This is a genomic window from Sinorhizobium sp. NG07B (genome assembly GCF_002532005.1).
In the GTDB taxonomy this organism is placed as follows: domain Bacteria; phylum Pseudomonadota; class Alphaproteobacteria; order Rhizobiales; family Rhizobiaceae; genus Sinorhizobium; species Sinorhizobium fredii_C.
This window is the reverse complement of sequence record NZ_NWTD01000004.1, coordinates 622,394-643,199: the sequence shown is the minus strand read 5'-3', so window position 1 is coordinate 643,199 and position 20,806 is coordinate 622,394. Positions and strand designations below refer to the sequence as shown.

Below are 20,806 nucleotides of genomic sequence, written 5' to 3'. Positions count from 1 at the left end.
CCGCTTCTTGGTGTGGCTTCGAAAAATGTGAGGGTCAAATAGCGACGCCCGCCGCCGATGTAAAGGCGACGGGCATCCGGATCGAGGGCAAGGCTCAGAAGAGGCCGTTGGAGCCGGAGGTCACGGCCTGGTTGGCCTGCGGGGAGTTCTTCAGGATCTCCTCCGGCGGCGCATATTCGTCGAGGTCGCCGATGACCGAGAAGGTTTCGGCCGGACCGGTGCCCGGCTTGAAGGCTTCGATGATCGTGTCCGGCTCGCCTTCGACCGCCGCCATGCCGGTCTTGCGGTTGACCGGGATGAGGTTCATGCCCTCCGGAACCACGAACTTGCCCGGCTGCGTCCCCTTGACCGCCTCCTGCATGAAGGCGTTGAAGATCGGTGCCGACAGACTGCCGCCCGTCGCGCCGCGACCGAGCGGCGCCGGATCGTCGAAGCCCAGATAGAGGCCGGCGACGAGGTCGGGCGTGTAGCCGACGAACCAGGCGTCCTTCTCGTCGTTGGTCGTGCCGGTCTTGCCGGCGACCGGACGGTCCAGCTTGATCTTGCCCGCCGCCGTACCCCGGGTGATGACGCCCTCCATCATCGAAGTGATCTGGTAGGACGTCATCGGATCGAGCACCTGCAGGCGGTTGTCGGTCAACACGGGCTCTTCCTGCTCGGCCCAATTGTCGGCGTTGCAGTTGTCGCAGGTGCGGTCCTCGTGACGGAAGATCGTCTTGCCGTAGCGGTCCTGGATGCGGTCGATCAGCGACGGCTTGATCTGCTTGCCGCCATTGGCGATGACCGCATAGGCCGACACCATGCGCAGCACGGTCGTCTCGCCGGAGCCGAGCGACATGGAAAGCAGCGGCGGCATCTTGTCGTAGATGCCGAAGCGCTCGGCATATTCGGCGACGAGGTTCATGCCCATGTCGTTGGCAAGCCGCACCGTCATGAGGTTGCGCGACTTTTCGATGCCGAGGCGCAGCGTCGATGGACCGGCAGAGCCGCCGCCGTAGTTTTCCGGGCGCCAGACCTGGCCGCCGGCGACGATTTCGATCGGCGCATCGAGAATGACCGAGGCGGGCGTGTAGCCGCTGTCGAGAGCTGCCGCATAGACGAAGGGCTTGAAGGAGGAACCGGGCTGGCGCATCGCCTGGGTGGCGCGGTTGAACTCCGATTGGCCATAGGAGAAGCCGCCGACCATCGCCAGAACGCGGCCGGTATGCGGATCCATCGCGACCAGCCCGCCCTGCACCTTGGGCGGCTGGCGAAGGCGATACTCGCCTTTTTGCTCGAGCGGCTCGACATAGACGACATCGCCTGGACCGACGACGCCCTCCGGGGACTTTGCCGCCTTGCGCTGGCCGCCTGCGGCGCGGTAGGCCCATTGCATGTTCTCTGCGGAAATGTGCCCGGTGACCCGTTCGGCGACGATCTTCCCCGAGGCTTCCTTGTCCGGCTGGATGCCGATCTCGGCCCCTTCGCTGTCGACGGCGAGCACGACGGCGAGTTTCCATTCTGGCATGTCGTTCAATGTCGGGATCTTGCTCAGAGGCTCCCCCCAGTCGCCGCCGATCTCGATCGTCTTGACCGGCCCGTGAAAGCCGCGGCGCTCGTCATAGCCCAAGAGCCCGTCCTGCAGCGCCTTGCGCGCGATGATCTGCAGATGCGGATCGAGCGACGTGCGAACCGACAGCCCGCCCTCGTAAAGAGCATTGTCGCCATATTTCTGAATGATCTGCCGGCGCACCTCTTCGGCGAAGTAGTCCGAAGCGAAAAGATGGGCACCGCCACGGCGCGGCGTCACGCCGAGCTCCTGCTTCTTCGCCTCCTCGCCGTCTGCCTTGGTCACATAGCCGTTCTCGACCATGCGATCGATCACCCAGTTGCGGCGCTCGATCGCCGCCTCGGTCTTGCGGAACGGGTGATAGTTGGCCGGTCCCTTCGGCAGCGCAGCAAGATAGGCGGCCTCGGCGACGGTCAGTTCCGTGACCGACTTGTCGAAATAGGTGAGCGACGCGCCGGCGACGCCGTAGGAATTCAGGCCGAAGAAGATCTCGTTCAGATAAAGTTCGAGAATGCGATCCTTGGTGTAGGCCTGCTCGATGCGGAAGGAGAGGATCGCCTCCTTGATCTTGCGGTCGATCGTCTGGTCGGCGGTCAGCAGGAAGTTCTTCGCCACCTGCTGAGTGATCGTCGAGGCTCCGACCGGGCGGCGACCCGAGCCGAAGTTCTGGATGTTGACGGCAATGGCGCGCGCCAAGCCGGTGATGTCCACGCCCGGATGCTTGTAGAAGTTCTTGTCCTCGGCGGAGATGAAGGCTGCCTTGACGCGGTCCGGTATCGCCTGGATCGGCAGATAGAGGCGGCGCTCGCGCGCATATTCGGCAATCAGCGCACCGTTTCCGGCGTGAAAGCGCGTCGTGACCGGCGGCGCGTACTTGGCGAGCACCTCATAGTCGGGCAGATCCTTGGTGATCGCGCCGAGATAGATCGCGACGGCTGCGGCGACCCCGAGCAGCAAAAACGCACCAATGCCGAAAAAATATCCTATCAGTCTGATCATCAGCCAGATACCGGTACCTTATTGTCCCATCGCCGGGTCGCCATTCGAAGGACCCACTGTCGCAAGCCAAGCGGCCGCGCCAACCGCTTTCGTCGGAAATCGGCCGGCACGACAGCTACACGCTTCGCGGGTTCCCTCATATGGCGAGGAAACTCAAGCTTCAACATCGTTTCCCAACAAATTGGGATGCCCTTCCCCCAAAGGCCGGGATTGTGAGTAAAATAGGGCTGGTGGTCGGTTATACCGTGCGCATCTCGCTGAAAAGCATATCGCTGTTACGCCGGCGACACAAATCACATCCCTCCCGTGGCTGCCTTCGGAAGGCTTCACCCGCCGTTCGCAACCGCCGTCTGGCGATAGCGCCCGACGGCGACGGCCAGCAGCTCCGACACTTTCTTGCGCCATGCCGGATCGAGCAATTGCTTCTCGTCCTCCTTGTTCGACAGGAAGCCGAGTTCGAGCAGGATCGACGGGACGTCCGGCGCCTGCAGGACGCGGAAGCCGGCATGGCGGTGGGGATTGTTGATCAGCTTGATCTGCCCTTCGAAGGATGAGACGACGCTGCGCGCCAAGTTGACTGAAAATGCCTGGGTTTCGCGGCGGGTGAGATCGATCAGGATGTCCGCGACCTCCGCCGGCTCGCTTTCGAGCGGAATGCCGGCGATCTCGTCGGAAAGGTTTTCGCGGGCCGCCAGGTCGGCCGCGAGGTGGTCGGAGGCCTTGTCTGAGATCGTATAGACCGTGGCGCCGCGGATATCCTTCTGCCTCAGCGTGTCGGCGTGGACGGATATGAACAGGTTGGCACTTCTCTGCCGGGCCATCTGGACACGCTGCGGCAAGGACAGAAACTCGTCGCCGGCCCGCGTCAGAAAGGCCTCTATGCCGGGCTCGCGGTTGAGCGTCGCCACAAGATCGCGCGCAAAGGCGAGCGTAACGTGCTTCTCCTCCGTCTTGGTGACGCTGCCGATGGCGCCGGTGTCGATGCCGCCGTGCCCGGCATCGACGGCAACCACGAAGGCGCCCGGAGCTTTCGCCGGCGCGGGGGCGGGACGGTCGGTCTTGGCGGTGCGCGCCGTTCCCGTCCATTGCTGGTCGCCGAGGAGCTTGTCGAAGCGGGCCTTGTCGATCTTCTCGGCATCGATGATCAGGCGGAAGCCCTTGCCGTCTTCCTCCGGCTTCACTTCCGCGTGGGTGACCTCGGTCGGCCCTCTGGCGGAGAGCACCAGCCGCGAAGCCCCTGCCCCCATTCCGCCATAGCGGATGGCATCGAAGAGACCGCGTGGCTCGAGGCTCTCCGGCTTCAGGCCGAAGGATGTCTCCGGCAGGTCGACGATGACGCGAACCGGATTTGCGACGTAGTGAATGGAGAATTCGGGATTGCGATCGAATTCGATCACGATCCGCGTCCGCGCGTCGTCGCCGGCTACCCGCGCCCCGTAAGCCAGCAAGGGGGCGGCATCATCGGCCGCACCGGCAACAGCGGGCAACAGGATGGACATCGCCGCAAAGAGGACGGCAAACACGGGTGCGACGCGACGCGACAGCCTCTTTGAATGCGGCAAATGCCGCTCTGTTGCGGAACGCTTCACCCGGGCTCCCCCATCGTCATTCGAAATCCGGCGCAGGGCCTCAGGAACCGCCACCGTCACTGTCCACCAATGAACCCTCATGGTTAACCAAACCTTGCCGCGGCGCCACCCAAGGTGACGAATGCGGACCGGTTCGAAACCGATGCAATGGTTCCTGAACACAAGATTTCACCCGGGCAAGCGAATCGATCAATATTGTGGCGGCAAAGGCTTTTCCCTTGCCAATGTGACATAGAAACCATAAAAGCGTCACAAGGAGAAAGTGTTGACGGGATAGAATCGTCGGCCGGGCAGCCGGAGCTTCGAGAAGCTTGGCGCCAGGGAAGTGATCGAGCCGGAACAGCCGGTTGCAACCGTATCATGCTTCCGCGGCCGCAGGTGTTCATCCGCCGTCGCTGCATTTCCTCCCGTACACTGGATCGCAATTTCCGGCGGTGGCCGGAGTTCTTGATGGTGATTTTCACCGACTGCCCGCAAGCGGGCGTATTCATCGGACCTCCCCTCGAGGTCCAGGACATTGGCATTCTTGTTTGGTCTTTGATGTGACTCAGCAGCATCGGTCAGGAGTAAAGAGGCCCCGGGACGAGATCGTTCCGGCTGCCGTCTGGCTGCTGCACCATCACCTGCGCCAAACAGGACCTTTCACATCCGGCGCAGCTTCCGACGAGTTCGACAGCCTTCCAAGCGAAGTGCCTCTGTCTGCCGTTGCCCTGCGCCGAGGAGCAGAGCTTAGATGGCAGAGAAAATGCTTATCGATGCGTCTCACTCAGAGGAGACGCGCGTCGTTGTCGTTCGCGGGAACCGCATAGAAGAATTCGATTTCGAATCGGAACATAAGAAGCAAATCCGCGGCAATATCTATCTGGCCAAGGTGACCAGAGTGGAGCCGTCGCTGCAGGCGGCCTTCGTCGATTATGGCGGCAATCGCCACGGCTTCCTGGCCTTCGCCGAAATTCACCCCGACTACTATCAGATCCCCCTCGCCGACCGTCAGGCGCTGTTGAAGGCGGAAGCCGAAGAGGCCCGCCGCGAGGACGACGTCGAGCCGGTCGAGACCGCAGACGAGCAAACCGTCGCGCCGACAAGGGACGAGGCTCCGGCTGAAGAAGCCGCCGAGACAGTCGAGCCAACTGAGACGGCCGAACCGGAAACGGAAGTCAAGGCAGAGGCGGAGAAGCCGAAGGCCAAGCCGAAGCGCACGCGCCGGGCGAAAGCCAAGGCCAGCGAACAAAAGGAAGAGGCGCAGGGCGACGCCGAGGCGAGTGATGAGGGCAGCAGCGGCGAAATGGCCGCGATGGTCGACGTCGACTCGATCTCCGAGGACGTCGATGCGCGCCGCCGCCGCGACGATGATGACGACGATGACGACGGCCATGACGGCGAGAAGGAAATCATCGAGTCTGTCGGCGCAGAAGATGCGATGGAAGAGGTTCCGGACCGGCAGGTCCGCAAGCCGCGAAAGCAGTACCGCATCCAGGAAGTGATCAAGCGCCGGCAGATCCTGCTCGTCCAGGTCGCGAAGGAAGAACGCGGCAACAAGGGCGCGGCGCTCACCACCTATCTTTCGCTCGCGGGCCGCTATTCGGTGCTGATGCCGAACACGGCGCGCGGCGGCGGCATCTCCCGCAAGATCACCAACTTGCAGGACCGCAAGCGCCTCAAGGAAATCGCCCGCGGGCTCGACGTGCCGCAGGGCATGGGCGTGATCCTGCGCACCGCTGGCGCCAACCGCACCAAGGTCGAGGTCAAACGCGACTTCGAATATCTGATGCGGCTGTGGGAGAACGTCCGCACGCTGACCTTGAACTCCACCGCCCCCTGCCTCGTCTATGAGGAAGGCAGCCTGATCAAGCGTTCGATCCGCGACCTCTACAACAAGGATATCAGCGAGATCATCGTCTCCGGCGAAGAGGGCTACAAGGAAGCCAAGAGCTTCATGAAGATGCTGATGCCGAGCCACGCGAAGGTCGTGCAGCCCTATCGCGACGTGCATCCGATCTTCTCGCGTTCCGGCATCGAAGCCCAGCTCGACCGCATGCTGCAGCCGCAGGTGACGCTGAAGTCGGGCGGCTATATCATCATCAACCAGACCGAGGCGCTTGTCTCGATCGACGTGAACTCCGGTCGCTCGACCCGCGAGCATTCGATCGAGGATACCGCGCTGCAGACCAACCTGGAGGCGGCCGAGGAAGTCGCGCGCCAGCTGCGTCTTCGCGACCTTGCCGGCCTGGTGGTCATCGACTTCATCGACATGGAAGAAAAGCGCAACAACCGCGCCGTCGAGAAGAAGCTTAAGGACTGCCTGAAGAACGACCGGGCGCGCATCCAGGTCGGCCGCATCTCGCATTTCGGCCTGCTTGAAATGTCGCGCCAGCGCATCCGCGCCTCGGTGCTCGAAAGCACGATGCAGTCCTGCCCGCATTGCAACGGCACGGGCCACGTTCGCTCGCAGTCTTCCGTCGCGCTGCATGTGCTGCGCGGTATCGAGGAACATCTGCTAAAGAACACCACGCACGACATCGCGGTCCGCACGATCCCGGAAATCGCGCTCTACCTTCTCAATCAGAAGCGCGGCACGATCACCGACTATGAGCGGCGCTTCGGCGTCTCGATCATCATCGAGGCGGACGCGCATGTCGGCGCCCAGCACTTCGCGATCGACCGAGGCGAACCGGTCGAGAATCCGGTGAAGATCGAGCAGCTTCTGCATTTCGAGCCGGAGCCGGAAGAAGAAGAAGAAGAAGACATCGTCATCGAGGAGGATCTGGACGAGGAGGAAGCGGAAGAGACCGCGGCCGAGCGTCCGGGACAGCCGAAGGCGCAGGCCTCCGACGACCAGGGCGGCCGCAAGCGCAAGCGCCGTCGCCGGCGGCGCGGCAAGGGTGCCGGCCACGGACCGGAATCGGTCGCGGCGGAAGCCGGAGACGCGCTTGATGGCGCGACTGACGAAGGCGACGAGTCCGAGGACGAAGGCGAGGCCCAGGATGCCTTGACGGCAGACGGGGATCAGAAGCGCAAGCGTCGCCGTCGCGGCAAGCGGGGCGGCCGCCGCAACCGGCCAGAAGCCGAAGGTGAGGCCGCTCTTGCTGCAGAGTCCGATGACGAGCCGGCCGATGCCGAAGAGGCAGCGGACGCCAACGACGCCGATGCAGCTGCCGCCGCGGCCGTCGAACAGGTCGTGAATGCGGCGTCTGTCAAGGCCGAGACTCCCGCTGCCGAAGCCAAGCCGGCGAAACCGAAGCGCAGCCGCAAGAAAGCCGTGGCCGCCGAGGCACCGGCGGAAAATGCCGACACGGCGGCCGAACAGGCTGTCGAAGCGCAGCCGGATGAAACCGGTCCTGCTCAAGTCGAGGAAGCGGTCGCAGACCTGGAGGCCGGCAAGCCCGCACGCTCCAATCGGGATCTGACGACGATTGCTTCCGAGCCCGTGGTCACATCGAATGTGGCCAAGGCCGACAGCAGCGAAGAAGAGGCAGCCAAGCCGAAAAAAGGCGGCTGGTGGCAGCGCCGCGGCTTCTTCTGAGAAAGCATAGGCTTACCAAGCAAAAGGCCCGGAACATTCCGGGCCTTTTTTGTTACTACATGCCTCCTTAAATCGACCTCGATTTAGGGAAGCATGCAGTAATTCAAAGTGCTACAGGGACCTTTGCGCGTCTGATAAGACGCGCGGCGCTGTAGTAGCGGTCGACGCGCCCGACCCGAAGGCGGCTATTTCAACCAATGCGCAATGCGGTCCATCGCTTCGGCCATTTCGGCGGGCGCGCCGGCATAGGAAAAACGCATGCTGCGATGCCCTTCGAGCGGATCGAAATCGAAGCCGGGCGTGGCGGCGACATTGATCTCGGCGAGCATGCGACGGGCGAAGGCCATGCTGTCGTTGGTGAAGCGGCTGACGTCGACATAGGCATAGAAGGCGCCGTCCATCGGTGAAGCGATCGAAAAGCCCATCTCCGGCAAACGCGTCAGCAGGAGGTCGCGATTGGCGGCATAGGCCCGCTTGTAACCATCCAATTCCTCATGCGCGCCGAGGGCGGCCTCCGCGGCAACCTGGGAGAGCTCCGGCGGCGAAATATAGAGGCTCTGGGCAATGCGCTCGAAGACACGCACCTGAGCCTCCGGCAGCACCATCCAGCCGATGCGCCAGCCGGTCATACAATAATATTTCGAAAACGAATTGATGACGACCGCATCGTCGGCGATCTCGAGGACCGAGGTCTCCTCGCCGGCAAAGGTCAGCCCGTGATAGATCTCGTCGGAGATGAAGGCGATCGATCGGGCGCGGCAATAGTCGGCGAGCGCCTTGAGACGCTCCCTTCCCGTGACTGTGCCGGTCGGGTTTGCAGGGCTGGCAAGAAGCACCCCCTTCAGAGGCTTGCCGGCCTGCGCCGCCGCCCGCTCCAGGCTTTCGGGCGTGAGCGTAAAACCTGTATCGGCGTTGGCTTCGATCTCGACCACGCTCAGGCCGAGCGCGGCCATGATATTGCGGTAGGCAGGATACCCGGGCCGGGCGATAGCGACGCAATCGCCCGGATCGAAGAGAGCCAGGAAGGCCAGATTGAAGCCCGCGGAGGAGCCGGTGGTGATCGCAACCCGCTGCGGATCAAGCGCGATGCCGTGGCGGCTCTGATAGTGGGCGGCGATTGCCCGCTTCAGCGAGAGGGTCCCGAGGGCGTCGGTATAGCCGAGGCGGCCGTGCTCCAGCGCCCGCCGCGCCGCCTCCAGCGCGGCCTTTGGGGCGGGATGGGCCGGCTGGCCGACCGCCATCGAGATGACGGGATGGCCGGCATCGCGGCGACGCGTCGCTTCCGCCAATACATCCATGGCATGGAACGGTTCGACGGCGCTGCGTTTCGACATCTGTGCCAATGGCTGACCCTCGCAAGTTGACTGGACGCCCGCCCTTTGCCCGATCGCTGCACGCTTCACAAGTATGGGAGCGCCGCAATTCGGCCGATTTTGCCGTTTCGTTTCGCGCCCGCGCACCCTATGCTCGCTTTCGACGGCAGGCTCGCTATCGTCGTTGTCTATGAAGATGCGTTGACGCGGCAGTGCGAAATGGGCGACAGACAGGTACGAGAAGACAACGAGGGAATGATGACGCTCAGGAAGAAGATGATTGCCGCCGGAGCGCTGATCGCGCTTGCAGCCGGCATTGCCCTGCCCCAATCCGCGGCGGCGCTCGATGCAAAGCAGAAGGAAGAGATCGGCGCCTTCATCAAGGAATATCTCATCGCCAATCCGGAAATCATGCTGGAAGTGCAGGAAGCCCTGTCCGCCAAGCAGCGCGCCAAGCAGCAGGAAGCTTCGCAAGCGGCGATCGCCAAGAACGAAAAGGCGATCTTTAATTCCGCCTACGACGTTACGCTCGGTAACCCCAAGGGCGACATCACCATCGTCGAATTCTTCGACTACAATTGCGGCTACTGCAAACGGGCGCTCTCGGACATGGACGAGATCATCGCCAACGACAAGAATGTCCGTTTTGTCTTGAAGGAACTCCCGATTCTCGGCCCCGACTCGCTTGCCGCGCACAAGGTCAGCGCCGCCTTCCGCTCGATCGCGCCGGAGAAATACGGCGACTTCCACCGCGCCCTGCTCGGCGCCGAGGAGCGGGCGACGGAGGAAACGGCGATCGCCGTTGCCGCCAAGCTCGGCGTTACCGAAGAGCAATTGCGCGACAAAATGGAAGACGATCCGAATGACGCCGCGGTGCGCGAAGCCTACATGCTCGCCAACGATCTCGGCATCACCGGCACCCCCTCCTACGTCATCGGCAACGAGGCGGTTTACGGCGCCGTCGGCGCCGCCGAAATCACCGGGAAGGTCGCCAACATGCGCGAGTGCGGCAAGACCACCTGCTGACAGCCGAAGCGGAACGCGTCACGTCGTTCAGCCTTTCCCATCCGCCTATGACTTGTGGACAAATCCCCCGGGAGACCGGGGGGCTTTCCCTCGCCGAACCATCGGTCTATAGGTAACCCTCCCATCATCGGACCGGAATCCCTTATGCCCTCGACGATTTTTGTGCTGAACGGCCCAAACCTGAATGCCCTCGGCAAGCGCGAACCAGGCATCTACGGCGGCCAGACCCTGGCCGATATCGAGGCGATGTGCAAAGCGGAGGGGAAGCTCCTGGGCTTCGACGTCGATTTCCGCCAATCCAACATCGAAGGCGTGCTGGTCGACTGGCTGCACGAGGCCGGCGAAAAGGCCGCCGGCGTCGCCATCAATCCGGCCGCCTACGGGCACACGTCGATTGCCATGCACGATGCCATTCGTGCCATCACCGTCCCCGTCGTCGAATTGCATCTTTCCAACATCCATGCGCGCGAGGAATTCCGCCACAAGTCGATGATTGCGCCGGCCGTCAAGGGCGTGATCTGCGGCTTCGGCGCGCAGAGTTACATTCTGGCGCTGCATGCGCTAAAGAACCTGACAAACACGTCGAAATAAGAAGTACACGAGGCTCATATCCCATGGCTGACAAGAAACCCGGTATCGATCAGGCGCTGATCCGCGATCTCGCCAATATCCTCAAGGATACCGACCTGACCGAGATCGAAGTGGAACAGGACGATCTGCGCATCCGCGTCTCGCGGAACGGCACGCCTGTCGCCATGCCCATGGCGGCAATGCCCAGCTATCAGCTGCCGGCGGCCGTTGCCGCTGTACCCGCGTCGATGGCTGCGCCCGTCGCAGCAGAAGGCGGCCACAATGCCAAGAATGCGGTAACCGCGCCAATGGTCGGCACGGCCTATCTCGCTCCCGCTCCCGGCGCCCGCCCGTTCATCGAAGTCGGCGCGACCGTCAAGGAAGGCCAGACGATCCTGATCATCGAGGCGATGAAGACGATGAACCAGATTCCGGCGCCGCGCTCGGGCAAGGTGACGGAAATTCTCGTGCAGGATGCCGCCCCCGTCGAATTTGGCGAACCCCTGATCGTGATCGAATAAGGCGCGTTGGCGATGATCTCGAAAATCCTCATTGCCAATCGCGGCGAAATCGCGCTCCGCGTGCTGCGCGCCTGCAAGGAGCTCGGCATCGCGACCGTCGCCGTGCATTCGACTGCAGACAGCGACGCCATGCACGTGCGGCTCGCAGACGAGAGTGTCTGCATCGGGCCGCCGCCGTCGCGCGAGAGCTATCTGAACATCCATCAGATCGTCGCCGCCTGCGAGATCACCGGCGCGGATGCGGTGCATCCCGGTTACGGCTTTCTTTCTGAGAATGCCAAGTTCGCGGATATCCTCGAAGCGCACGGCATCACCTTCATCGGCCCGACGGCGGAGCACATCCGGCTGATGGGCGACAAGATCACCGCCAAGAAGACGGCGGAAGAGCTCGGAATCCCGGTCGTTCCCGGCTCCGACGGCGAGGTGAAGCCGGAGAACGCGCTGAAAGTCGCCCGCGAGATCGGCTTTCCGGTCCTGATCAAGGCGACCGCCGGCGGCGGCGGGCGCGGCATGAAGGTCGCCAGAACCGAGGAAGACCTCGAGCACGCCGTCGCAACGGCACGTTCCGAGGCCGCAGCCGCCTTCGGCAATGACGCGGTCTATATGGAGAAGTTTCTCGGAAAGCCGCGCCATATCGAGATCCAGATCGTCGGCGACGGCGAAGGCAATGCGATCCATCTCGGCGAACGCGACTGCTCGCTGCAGCGCCGCCACCAGAAGGTCTGGGAAGAAGCCAACTCCCCGGCGCTCAACATCGAGCAGCGCATGAAGATCGGTCAGGTCTGCGCCGACGCAATGAAGAAGATGAAGTATCGGGGCGCCGGCACGATCGAGTTTCTCTACGAGGACGGCGAGTTCTATTTCATCGAAATGAACACGCGCTTGCAGGTCGAGCATCCGATCACCGAAGCGATCACCGGCATCGACCTGGTGCATGAGCAGATCCGCGTGGCATCGGGCGCCGGCCTTTCGGTCAAGCAGGAAGACGTCGTCTTCTCCGGCCACGCCATCGAATGCCGCATCAATGCCGAGGATCCGCGCACCTTCGTTCCCTCCCCGGGTACGATCACGCATTTCCACGCGCCCGGCGGTCTCGGGGTGCGGGTCGACAGCGGCGCCTACCAGGGCTACCGCATCCCACCCTATTATGACAGCCTGATCGGCAAGCTGATCGTCCACGGCCGGACCCGCGTCGAATGCATGATGCGTCTGCGCCGCGTGCTCGACGAGTTTGTCATCGACGGAATAAAGACGACGTTGCCGCTTTTCCAAGACCTGATAAACAATCAGGATATCGCCAACGGTGATTACGATATTCACTGGCTGGAGCATCATCTGGCCGCAACGTCCGCATAGGGTACGAGATTGAAAGGACCGCGCAGCAAACAACCGGAAATCACCCCGGACATGTTGTTGCGCGCCTATTCCATCGGCCTGTTTCCAATGGCCGATTCGGCAGACGATCCGGAGCTCTTCTGGGTCGAGCCGGAGATTCGCGGCGTCATCCCGCTGGATCGGTTTCACATCTCTCATAGTCTCGCCAAGCGAATCCGCAAGCGGCCCTTCGATATCCGCTTCGATACGGCTTTCCAATCGGTCGTCGAGGGATGCGCGCAGCCCGCGCCGGGTCGGCCGACCACGTGGATCAACGACAAGATCCGTTCCCTCTACGCGGCATTGCACCGCATGGGCTACGCCCATAGCGTCGAAGCCTGGGAGGGCGACAGGCTCGTTGGCGGCCTCTACGGTGTCTCGCTCGGGGCGGCCTTCTTCGGCGAGAGCATGTTCTCGCTACGCACCGACGCTTCGAAAATCTGCCTTGTCCATCTTGTCGAGAGGCTTCGCGCCAAGCACTTCCAGCTGCTCGACACCCAGTTTACCACCGACCATTTGAAATCCTTCGGCGCTGTGGACGTGCCGAAGGCCGAATATGACCTGCTGCTCGCCCGGGCTATCGCCTCGCCGAATCTCGAATTTTAGTCAACACGGCGGAGCAGGCGTCTTTCAGGCAAACCGACGCCCTCAGTATGCATTTGGGTAGAAGGGCGCCCTACTGCTTCGCCGCTGTATCCGGCGGAGGAACGTCGGAGTTTGGCTTGCAGGACTGGAGCCACACGTCATAGACGGGGTGCTCGACGGCGTTGAGGCCCGGGCTGTCGGCAAACATCCAGCCGGTGAAGATGCGGCGGATCTTTCGGTCGAGCGTGATCTCGTCGACATCCACGAAAGTGGTGGTCTTCGGTGCCTCCGTCTCGTCGCGGCTGTAGCAGACATGCGGGGTCACCTGCAGAGCGCCAAACTGCACCGTCTCGCCGATATAGACGTCGAAGGTGGTGATGCGGCCGGTGATCTTGTCGATGCCGGAAAAGACCGCGACGGCGTTCGAGAGGCGCGCGGCGCGCGCCGGCTCGACGGCGGAAATCAACGGCAGGGCCAGAAGAAATGCAAGGCCGATGCTTCGGACCGTCCGGCCGATCAAATTCCGCAGACAGAAACCTGCCATTCCCGCCAATCCCCTGCGATGCTGTTTTTCCTGGATAGCCCTCAGGCGCTAAACCGAAAATGTGGCTGCGCCGTGATCAATGCTCGAGAGTCGAGATCGGGGCGGCGGCCCGATTGCGACTAGGAGCGCGGTGTCCAGGCGTCGTAGTCGCCGGTCACGCGCGGGCGCAGGCCTGCATTGGCGAGCGAACCCTTCGGCCGATAGGCGTTGGGCGTGCCGGTCGGGTTCGGGCGGTGCGGCTGCTGCCATTCGCGTGCGGCGTATTTTTCGTCGGCGGGCGAAATGTCGGTGCGATGATGCATCCAGCCGTGCCAGCCTGGAGGAATGGCAGAGGCCTCGGCCGGGCCGTTATAGATCACCCAGCGCCGCGTGCGGCCCTCGGAATCCGTGCCGCCCTGATAGTAGACATTGCCGAACTCGTCTTCACCGACACGCTGGCCATGTCGCCAGGTATGGAAGCGCGTACCGATCGTCTGTCCGTTCCACCAGGTGAAAATCTGCAGCAGGAGCTTCATAGGCATTCGTCCCTTGCCGGCCGATCGAAGGGGCGGCCGGATATCAAATCGCGTCCCCGCTTATGCCGTGCCACTCATGCCTTGTCCAGTGGCCTTGTCCAGTGATTCCACCGGCCCGGCGGTCATTTCACCGGCATATTGAAGCCGAAATGGCTGCGCTCGAAACCAAGGCGTTCATAGAAGCGATGGGCGTCGCCTCGCGACGCGTTGGACGTCAGCCGCACTTTCGCGGCACCCTTTTCCCGCGCCTCGGCAATGGCGTGGCGGACCATCCGTTCACCGATACCACGGCCGCGCATATCTTCCCTGGTCTGCACGGCCTCGATCACCAGGCTGGAACTGCCGCGCCCGGGAAGCGATATCGAGAGTGCCGTCTGGAAAGTCCCGACGACCTCGCCACCGACGCAGGCGACGTAGAGCGCCTGGTGCGTCGAGGCCTTGATCCGCTCGAAAGCGGCCAGATAATCGGCAAAGGCTTCGGCGTCGATCGTGTCGCCGTGACCGCCAAGGGTGTCATTTGCAAACAGGGCAATGATCGCCGGCAGGTCTTCGCGTTCAGCTTTGCGAATCTCTAATTCCATGACCGTGCTACCCCGACATATAGAATTCAGGTGGCGCATCAAACATGGTGAGGCGACAGCGTTGTGACAGCGCATGTGGAGCGCCGGGCACCCGGCAGATCAGGAAAGGCGCTTCTCAAGAACCAGCGCTGGCACACCGGAGTCGTCCTCTCCGCAGTTGGCCGTCTTTCCCACGTCCGAGAAGCCATGCGCCCGATAAAAGGCGAGCGCCTTCAGGTTCTCCGGCTCGACCTCCAGCCGCATGCGCTCGGCATCCGGAAAACAGGTTTCGAGTTCGGCGAACATGTCGCCGCCGATGCCCTGCCGCTGGTATTTCGGCAGGACGTAGAGCTGATGAAGAATGGCGGTCTTTGCAAGCGTCTCCGACATCGCCGCAAAGCCCATGCCGGCGATCTCCTTGCCATTGTCCGCAACGACGAATTCCCCATTCTTGCGTCGCAGCCGAGCCCTCAGGGCATCAAGCGAGTGCCACTTGACCGTCAGTTCGTTAACCTTGTCGACGCCATAGAGGCTGTCATAGGTCGCATGCCAAGTCTCGACAAGCAGAGCGCGCACCTTCTCGAGGTCGCGCTCGCTCGCCGTGCGGACGAAGAACATCGTCACTCTTCGATGCCGAGCTTGGACTTGACGAGAGCCTGCACGGCCTGCGGGTTGGCCTTGCCGCCGGTCGCCTTCATTACCTGGCCGACGAACCAGCCGGCCAGCGACGGCTTCGCCTTGGCCTTCTCCACCTGGTCCGGGTTGGCGGCGATGATTTCATCAACCGCCTTCTCGATGGCGCCGGTGTCGGTAACCTGCTTCATGCCGCGGCTCTCGACGATTTCGGCCGGGTCGCCACCCTCGTTCCAGAGAATCTCGAAGAGATCCTTGGCGAGCTTGCCGGAGATCGTCCCCGCCTTGATGAGATCGATGATGCCGCCGAGCTGGGTCGGCGAAACCGGAGTCTCTTCAATGGCTTTGCCGGCTTTGTTCAAGGCGCCCAACAGGTCGTTGATCACCCAGTTGGCGGCAATCTTGCCGTCGCGCCCTTCGGCCACTGCCTCGAAGTAGTCGGCGATCGCCTTTTCCGAGACGAGAACCGAGGCATCATAGACCGACAGCCCGAGGTCGCGTACGAAACGTTCCTTCTTGTCGTCCGGCAGCTCCGGCAGATCGGCCTCGAGCGCCTCCACAAAGGCATCGTCGAACTCGAGCGGCAACAGATCCGGGTCGGGGAAATAGCGGTAATCGTGCGCATCCTCCTTGGAACGCATTGAGCGGGTCTCGCCCTTGTTCGGGTCGAAGAGCCGCGTCTCCTGGTCGATCGTGCCGCCATCCTCGAGAATCGCGATCTGGCGACGGGCCTCGTACTCGATCGCCTGGCCGACGAAGCGGATGGAGTTGACGTTCTTGATCTCGCAGCGCGTGCCGAACGCCTCGCCCGGGCGGCGCACCGAGACGTTGACATCGGCGCGCATGGAGCCCTCGTCCATGTTGCCGTCACAGGTGCCGAGATAGCGCACGATCGAGCGCAGCTTGGTGAGATAGGCCTTGGCCTCGTCCGACGAGCGCAGGTCCGGCTTCGAGACGATCTCCATCAGCGCCACGCCGGAGCGGTTGAGATCGACATAGGACATGGAGGGATGCTGGTCGTGCATCGACTTTCCGGCATCCTGTTCCAGGTGCAGGCGCTCGATGCCGATCTCGACATCCTCGAACTGGCCTTGGCGGTCCGGACCGATCGAAATCGTGATCTTGCCTTCGCCGACGATCGGATCCTTGTACTGCGAGATCTGGTAGCCCTGCGGCAGGTCCGGATAGAAATAGTTCTTCCGGTCGAAGATCGAGCGGTGGTTGATCTTGGCTTTCAGCCCGAGGCCGGTGCGTACGGCCTGCTTGACGCATTCCTCGTTGATCACCGGCAGCATGCCGGGCATGGCCGCATCGACGAGCGAGACATTGGCATTGGGCGCGCTTCCGAACTCGGTCGACGCTCCGGAGAACAGCTTCGAATTGCTCAGCACCTGAGCATGAACCTCCATGCCGATGATGACCTCCCAGTCGCCGGTGGCGCCGGGGATGAAGCGTTTCGGATCGGGAGTGCGGACGTCGACGATGCTCATCTCATGCTCTTCTTTGAAGCCTGAATTTTGACGTTTCTCGGTAGAGCAATTGGCTCAGCGGTGCAAGGCTTGTGAGGCGCGCTACGGCCAAGCGCACCCGCCCGCACTGATCTCAACGCCGCCGGTCCTTGCAACCTTGACGTTATTGCGGTCGTCTTTTAGAAGATACCTGTCCGAACGGAGTCTTTATGTTCCTTCAGTCTGAGTCCCGGTAAGGGCCCTGCCCGCATTCATCACGAACTGCGCGCACGGGCCGGAAACGCGAACCCCGCCCATCTCACGATCGGCGGACCGTTTTTCTGCGTTCTGAAGAACGCCATTCCGGAACACTCAAGACATGGACATTTCGCGCGCCGAACAGCGCATTCTTCACCATTTGGCCCAGGGCGGCCGCATTGAAATCAGGCGGGAAGGCAAGACGATCGCCGAGATCCGCTGCTTCACACGCGACGGCTGGGTCTATCCCGGCGTCAGCCTCGAGCTCTTTCGCAAACTGAAACGCAAGAGGGCGATCAAGTCGTCGTGCGGAAGGCCCTATCGCATTACCGAACGCGGGCTCTATTTGGTCCGCTCCGAACTCGACAACCGGTGACCCCTACTGCTGTGTCCTTAAAATCGACCTCGGTTTAAGGACAAAGACGTGCAGCAATTCAAAGTGCTACAGCGCCTTTGCGCGCCTGATAAGACGCGAGGCGCTGTAGGCATGTAACCATCCGGTTGCAAACCGGAGATGACAGTCATGTCCGGTTTGGCTCCTGCCGTCGCCTATAATTGCTTGGAGAGACCGATGAATTCCATGTCGCGGTCGAGCTTCTGCGAATAGGCGGTCGACAGCCACTTTACCCGGTAGCCGGCGCTTTGGAAGAAGGCGACCGCGGACGCGTTCTGCGCATGCGTCCTGGCGTTTGCGACATCAAATCCTTCAGCCACCATGCGCTGCTCCATGTCGGCCAGCAGCGCTTTGCCGAGACTCCTTCCCTGCGCGCCGGGATCGATCCAGAGATCGGAGATCGTGCTGTCGAGATCCTCGCGGGCGGCCCAGCCGCAGATACGGTTCTCTTCCTCGATCAGGAGAACGGAAAGCCAGTGCTTCGCGAGGAAATCGACAAAGGCGCGCTCAGCTGCCACGCGCATTGCTGCGGCATCGGCCAGTCCCGCAATCGCCTTTGCCCAAGCCCTGATCCCGATCGCAGCAAGGAGACCGGTCTCGTTCTGGCGAGCGTGACGGATGACGATCATGCGGCAGAGCCCCTTCCCGCCTGCATTACATCATTTCCGGCGCCGCTTGACTATTGCCGGCGGAAGCTGGCGCCAGTTACCACCACTTTGCCGGCGTGAAGCGGCCGGCGGCCTGTTCGATGACATGGGCCGTCTTGAACAGCGTTTCTTCGTCGAAAGGCTTGCCGATCAATTGCAGGCCGAGCGGCAGTCCCTTGTGATCGAGCCCGCCGGGGACGGCAATGCCCGGCAATCCGGCCATGTTGACCGTTACCGTGAAGATGTCGTTCAGGTACATCTTGACCGGATCGGACGCGAGATCCTCATCGGCGATGCCGAAGGCTGAAGACGGCGTGGCCGGGGTGAGGATCGCATCGACGCCTGCCTGGAAAGCAAGCTCGAAGTCGCGCTTAATCAGGGTGCGGACCTTCTGAGCGCGCAGATAATAGGCGTCGTAGTAGCCCGCCGACAGTACATAGGTGCCGATCATGATGCGGCGTTTGACCTCGCGACCGAAGCCGGCGGCGCGCGTCTTCTCATACATGTCGACGATGTCCTTGCCGTCGACACGCAAGCCATAGCGGACACCGTCGTAGCGCGCCAAGTTGGACGACGCTTCGGCCGGTGCAACGATGTAATAGGCGGGCAGCGCGTATTTCGTATGCGGCAGCGTGATATCGACGATCTCGGCACCGGCTTCCTTCAGCCAGGCGATGCCCTGCTGCCAGAGCGACTCGATCTCCTCGGGCATACCATCGACGCGGTATTCCTTCGGAATGCCGATCTTCATGCCCTTAATCGACTGGCCGATCGACGCCTCGTAGTCCGGAACCGGAAGGTCGACGGAGGTCGTGTCCTTGGGATCGACGCTCGCCATCGACTTCAGAAGGATCGCCGCATCGCGCACGTCGCGGGCGATCGGACCGGCCTGGTCGAGCGAGGAGGCGAAGGCGACGATGCCCCAGCGCGAGCAGCGGCCATAGGTCGGCTTGATGCCGACGGTGCCGGTGAAGGCCGCCGGCTGGCGAATGGAACCGCCGGTGTCGGTTGCCGTCGCGCCTGCGCAGAGTTGGGCCGCAACTGCAGCCGCGGAACCGCCGGAGGAGCCGCCAGGCACGAGATCCATGTTCGATCCCTTGGCGCGCCACGGGTTCTTGACCGCACCGTAATAGGAGGTCTCGTTGGACGAGCCCATGGCGAACTCGTCCATGTTCAGCTTGCCGAGCATGACCGCGCCATCGTTCCAGAGATTCTGGGTAACGGTCGACTCATAGCGCGGCTTGAAGCCGTTGAGGATGTGGCTGCAGGCCTGGGTGTGCACGCCTTCGGTACCGAAGAGGTCCTTGATGCCGAGCGGGATGCCTTCGAGAGCACCGGCATTGCCGGCGGCGATACGGGCATCGGAAGCCTTGGCCATTTCGCGCGCCTTTTCCGGCGTCACGGTGACATAGGCGTTGATCGTCTCATTGGCTGCCTCGATCGCTGCGATATAGGCATCGGTCAATTCGACCGCGGTGATTTCCTTTGCGGAAAGCTTGGTGCGGGCTTCGGCGATCGTGAGGCGGGTCAGGTCGGTCATGGTGCAATCGAACTTTCGAATCTGGACGCGGGCGGCGGGAAGCGGCTCTTACTCGACCACTTTGGGAACGAGGAAGAAGTTGCGATCCGAATTCGGCGCATTGGCCACGATGTCGGCGGCCTTGCCGCCGTCGGCGACAATGTCGTCCCGCTTCTTCATCTCCATAGGCGTCACCGATGTCATCGGCTCGACGCCATCGACGTCCACTTCGGAAAGCTGCTCGACGAAGCCGAGGATGCCGTTGAGCTCGCCGGTCATCCGTTCGGCTTCCTCGTCACTGACGGCGATGCGGGCGAGGCGCGCGACACGCTTCACGGTGGCAAGGTCAACGGACATGGTCGTCTCCGGTATCTCAAAGTTTCCCCCGCTATAAAGGCGAGTTGCACAACGTGCAACTGGGGCAAACGTCGGCGAGCCGGCCCCTGCGCTTCGCGCTCTCCTTCGTCAGGCGGTGACCACGCCTCCGACCTCGGGCGTCGCGACCAGGGTCGAGGTGCCGTCCATGCCGGTGACGAAGGTCTCCGGCGTCTGATCGATGATCGGAAACGAGCCATAGTGGCAGGGAATGGCGGTGTTGAATTCGAAATAGCGTTGGCAGGCGAGCGCCGCCACCGCACCGCCCATGGTGAAGCGGTCGCCGATCGGCACGATGCCGATATCCGGCTCGTGCAACTCTTGGATCAGAGCCATGTCGGAGAAAATGTCCGTGTCTCCCATGTGATAGAGCGTCGGCTCGTCATCAAAATGGAGGACAAGGCCATTCGCATTGCCGAGGCAATGCGAAACGCCATCCTCGGTAATCTGCGCCGAGGAATGCAAGGCATTGACAAAGGTGGCCGAGAAGGCGCCGAGCCGGATCGTGCCGCCAGTATTGCCGGGCTCCATCTTCGAAATGCCATGCCGTCCGAGCCACATGCACAGGTCGAAGTTGGCGACGACGGTGGCGCCGGTCTCCTTGGCGATCGCCACCGTGTCGCCGACGTGGTCGCCATGCCCGTGCGTCAGCAGGATATGGGTCAGCCCGGCGGTCGCCGTCCGGAGTTCGCTGTCGCGGAACGCCGGATTGCCGGTGAAGAACGGATCGATCAGGATCTTCGCCCTCGCGGTTTCGATGTGAAAGGCGGAATGGCCCAGCCATTTGATCTTCATGACGTTCTCCCTGAAATCATGGCGGCTTCGAAGCAAGCCATAAAGGTCATCGATTTATCTGCCGGACAA

General features: G+C 62.4%; 19 protein-coding genes. 7 read left to right on the top strand and 12 right to left on the bottom strand.

Annotated features, from left to right (window positions below):
* Window positions 1–94: 94 nt before the first annotated feature.
* Together CO664_RS17770 and CO664_RS17765 are read right to left on the bottom strand one after the other, a co-directional pair.
* On the bottom strand, window positions 95–2,548 hold the full coding sequence (locus tag CO664_RS17770) for a penicillin-binding protein 1A (RefSeq protein WP_097539468.1): 2,454 nt from the start codon (window positions 2,546–2,548) through the stop codon (window positions 95–97).
* 326 nt (window positions 2,549–2,874) lie between these two features.
* A complete protein-coding gene (locus CO664_RS17765; protein ID WP_176536618.1) occupies window positions 2,875–4,047 on the bottom strand; it encodes an N-acetylmuramoyl-L-alanine amidase in 1,173 nt (390 codons plus the stop codon).
* Window positions 4,048–4,870: 823 nt separating this feature from the next.
* Here CO664_RS17765 and CO664_RS17755 point away from each other — a divergent pair.
* The gene (locus CO664_RS17755) at window positions 4,871–7,660 is read left to right on the top strand and encodes an Rne/Rng family ribonuclease (RefSeq protein ID WP_176536616.1); all 2,790 of its coding nucleotides are present in this window, start codon (window positions 4,871–4,873) and stop codon (window positions 7,658–7,660) included.
* Window positions 7,661–7,845: 185 nt separating this feature from the next.
* Here CO664_RS17755 and CO664_RS17750 read toward each other — a convergent pair whose 3' ends face one another.
* Complete coding sequence (locus tag CO664_RS17750) at window positions 7,846–9,003, bottom strand: aminotransferase class I/II-fold pyridoxal phosphate-dependent enzyme (RefSeq protein WP_083853864.1); 1,158 nt, start codon at window positions 9,001–9,003, stop codon at window positions 7,846–7,848.
* A gap of 228 nt (window positions 9,004–9,231) precedes the next feature.
* On the opposite strand from CO664_RS17750, the gene CO664_RS17745 reads away from it, so the two are divergent.
* The 5 genes from CO664_RS17745 to aat all read left to right on the top strand — a co-directional run bounded on the left by CO664_RS17745 (window position 9,232) and on the right by aat (window position 13,070).
* Window positions 9,232–9,999: a DsbA family protein gene (locus CO664_RS17745; protein WP_097539498.1), complete on the top strand. Its 768-nt coding sequence runs from the start codon at window positions 9,232–9,234 to the stop codon at window positions 9,997–9,999.
* Window positions 10,000–10,143: 144 nt separating this feature from the next.
* A complete protein-coding gene (gene aroQ, locus CO664_RS17740) occupies window positions 10,144–10,590 on the top strand; it encodes a type II 3-dehydroquinate dehydratase (RefSeq protein ID WP_037414211.1) in 447 nt (148 codons plus the stop codon).
* A gap of 23 nt (window positions 10,591–10,613) precedes the next feature.
* Entirely contained in the window at window positions 10,614–11,090 is a 477-nt protein-coding gene (accB, locus tag CO664_RS17735) for an acetyl-CoA carboxylase biotin carboxyl carrier protein (protein WP_097539466.1), read from the top strand.
* A 12-nt stretch (window positions 11,091–11,102) separates the two neighbouring features.
* On the top strand, window positions 11,103–12,446 hold the full coding sequence (gene accC, locus CO664_RS17730; RefSeq protein WP_097539465.1) for an acetyl-CoA carboxylase biotin carboxylase subunit: 1,344 nt from the start codon (window positions 11,103–11,105) through the stop codon (window positions 12,444–12,446).
* Window positions 12,447–12,455: 9 nt separating this feature from the next.
* Entirely contained in the window at window positions 12,456–13,070 is a 615-nt protein-coding gene (aat, locus tag CO664_RS17725; protein ID WP_097539464.1) for a leucyl/phenylalanyl-tRNA--protein transferase, read from the top strand.
* A 70-nt stretch (window positions 13,071–13,140) separates the two neighbouring features.
* Here aat and CO664_RS17720 read toward each other — a convergent pair whose 3' ends face one another.
* The 5 genes from CO664_RS17720 to gatB all read right to left on the bottom strand — a co-directional run bounded on the left by CO664_RS17720 (window position 13,141) and on the right by gatB (window position 16,791).
* Window positions 13,141–13,593: a DUF2155 domain-containing protein gene (locus CO664_RS17720; RefSeq protein WP_097539463.1), complete on the bottom strand. Its 453-nt coding sequence runs from the start codon at window positions 13,591–13,593 to the stop codon at window positions 13,141–13,143.
* Between the two features lie 119 nt (window positions 13,594–13,712).
* Window positions 13,713–14,108, bottom strand: a complete 396-nt coding sequence (locus CO664_RS17715) for an NADH:ubiquinone oxidoreductase subunit NDUFA12 (protein WP_037414202.1) — start codon at window positions 14,106–14,108, stop codon at window positions 13,713–13,715.
* A gap of 122 nt (window positions 14,109–14,230) precedes the next feature.
* Window positions 14,231–14,689 carry a GNAT family N-acetyltransferase gene (locus CO664_RS17710; protein ID WP_097539462.1) on the bottom strand — a complete coding sequence of 153 codons (459 nt, stop codon included), beginning with the start codon at window positions 14,687–14,689 and terminating at the stop codon, window positions 14,231–14,233.
* A gap of 99 nt (window positions 14,690–14,788) precedes the next feature.
* Window positions 14,789–15,286 (bottom strand): GNAT family N-acetyltransferase, encoded by a 498-nt coding sequence (locus CO664_RS17705; protein ID WP_097526404.1) that lies wholly within the window; start codon window positions 15,284–15,286, stop codon window positions 14,789–14,791.
* A 2-nt stretch (window positions 15,287–15,288) separates the two neighbouring features.
* A complete protein-coding gene (gene gatB / locus CO664_RS17700; protein ID WP_097539461.1) occupies window positions 15,289–16,791 on the bottom strand; it encodes an Asp-tRNA(Asn)/Glu-tRNA(Gln) amidotransferase subunit GatB in 1,503 nt (500 codons plus the stop codon).
* A gap of 337 nt (window positions 16,792–17,128) precedes the next feature.
* Here gatB and CO664_RS17695 point away from each other — a divergent pair, with 337 nt between their 5' ends.
* A complete protein-coding gene (locus CO664_RS17695) occupies window positions 17,129–17,383 on the top strand; it encodes a YjhX family toxin (RefSeq protein WP_037414193.1) in 255 nt (84 codons plus the stop codon).
* A 173-nt stretch (window positions 17,384–17,556) separates the two neighbouring features.
* Here CO664_RS17695 and CO664_RS17685 read toward each other — a convergent pair whose 3' ends face one another.
* From CO664_RS17685 to CO664_RS17670, 4 genes are all read right to left on the bottom strand, one after another.
* Window positions 17,557–18,030, bottom strand: coding sequence for a GNAT family N-acetyltransferase (locus CO664_RS17685; protein WP_097526406.1), 474 nt, complete (start codon window positions 18,028–18,030; stop codon window positions 17,557–17,559).
* A gap of 76 nt (window positions 18,031–18,106) precedes the next feature.
* Complete coding sequence (gene gatA / locus CO664_RS17680; protein ID WP_097539460.1) at window positions 18,107–19,588, bottom strand: Asp-tRNA(Asn)/Glu-tRNA(Gln) amidotransferase subunit GatA; 1,482 nt, start codon at window positions 19,586–19,588, stop codon at window positions 18,107–18,109.
* Window positions 19,589–19,636: 48 nt separating this feature from the next.
* On the bottom strand, window positions 19,637–19,924 hold the full coding sequence (gatC, locus tag CO664_RS17675) for an Asp-tRNA(Asn)/Glu-tRNA(Gln) amidotransferase subunit GatC (protein WP_037414187.1): 288 nt from the start codon (window positions 19,922–19,924) through the stop codon (window positions 19,637–19,639).
* Between the two features lie 108 nt (window positions 19,925–20,032).
* A complete protein-coding gene (locus CO664_RS17670; RefSeq protein ID WP_097539459.1) occupies window positions 20,033–20,737 on the bottom strand; it encodes a metal-dependent hydrolase in 705 nt (234 codons plus the stop codon).
* Between the last annotated feature and the right edge of the window lie 69 nt (window positions 20,738–20,806).

Bases quoted from the DNA above. Each gene is read 5' to 3' on its own strand.
- CO664_RS17770 (WP_097539468.1), bottom strand. From the start codon at position 2,548: ATGATCAGACTGATAGGATATTTTTTCGGCATTGGTGCGTTTTTGCTG.
- CO664_RS17765 (WP_176536618.1), bottom strand. From the start codon at position 4,047: ATGTCCATCCTGTTGCCCGCTGTTGCCGGTGCGGCCGATGATGCCGCC.
- CO664_RS17755 (WP_176536616.1), top strand. From the start codon at position 4,871: ATGGCAGAGAAAATGCTTATCGATGCGTCTCACTCAGAGGAGACGCGC.
- CO664_RS17745 (WP_097539498.1), top strand. From the start codon at position 9,232: ATGACGCTCAGGAAGAAGATGATTGCCGCCGGAGCGCTGATCGCGCTT.
- aroQ (WP_037414211.1), top strand. From the start codon at position 10,144: ATGCCCTCGACGATTTTTGTGCTGAACGGCCCAAACCTGAATGCCCTC.
- accB (WP_097539466.1), top strand. From the start codon at position 10,614: ATGGCTGACAAGAAACCCGGTATCGATCAGGCGCTGATCCGCGATCTC.
- accC (WP_097539465.1), top strand. From the start codon at position 11,103: ATGATCTCGAAAATCCTCATTGCCAATCGCGGCGAAATCGCGCTCCGC.
- CO664_RS17720 (WP_097539463.1), bottom strand. From the start codon at position 13,593: ATGGCAGGTTTCTGTCTGCGGAATTTGATCGGCCGGACGGTCCGAAGC.
- CO664_RS17715 (WP_037414202.1), bottom strand. From the start codon at position 14,108: ATGAAGCTCCTGCTGCAGATTTTCACCTGGTGGAACGGACAGACGATC.
- CO664_RS17710 (WP_097539462.1), bottom strand. From the start codon at position 14,689: ATGGAATTAGAGATTCGCAAAGCTGAACGCGAAGACCTGCCGGCGATC.
- CO664_RS17705 (WP_097526404.1), bottom strand. From the start codon at position 15,286: ATGTTCTTCGTCCGCACGGCGAGCGAGCGCGACCTCGAGAAGGTGCGC.
- gatB (WP_097539461.1), bottom strand. From the start codon at position 16,791: ATGAGCATCGTCGACGTCCGCACTCCCGATCCGAAACGCTTCATCCCC.
- CO664_RS17695 (WP_037414193.1), top strand. From the start codon at position 17,129: ATGGACATTTCGCGCGCCGAACAGCGCATTCTTCACCATTTGGCCCAG.
- CO664_RS17685 (WP_097526406.1), bottom strand. From the start codon at position 18,030: ATGATCGTCATCCGTCACGCTCGCCAGAACGAGACCGGTCTCCTTGCT.
- gatA (WP_097539460.1), bottom strand. From the start codon at position 19,588: ATGACCGACCTGACCCGCCTCACGATCGCCGAAGCCCGCACCAAGCTT.
- gatC (WP_037414187.1), bottom strand. From the start codon at position 19,924: ATGTCCGTTGACCTTGCCACCGTGAAGCGTGTCGCGCGCCTCGCCCGC.
- CO664_RS17670 (WP_097539459.1), bottom strand. From the start codon at position 20,737: ATGAAGATCAAATGGCTGGGCCATTCCGCCTTTCACATCGAAACCGCG.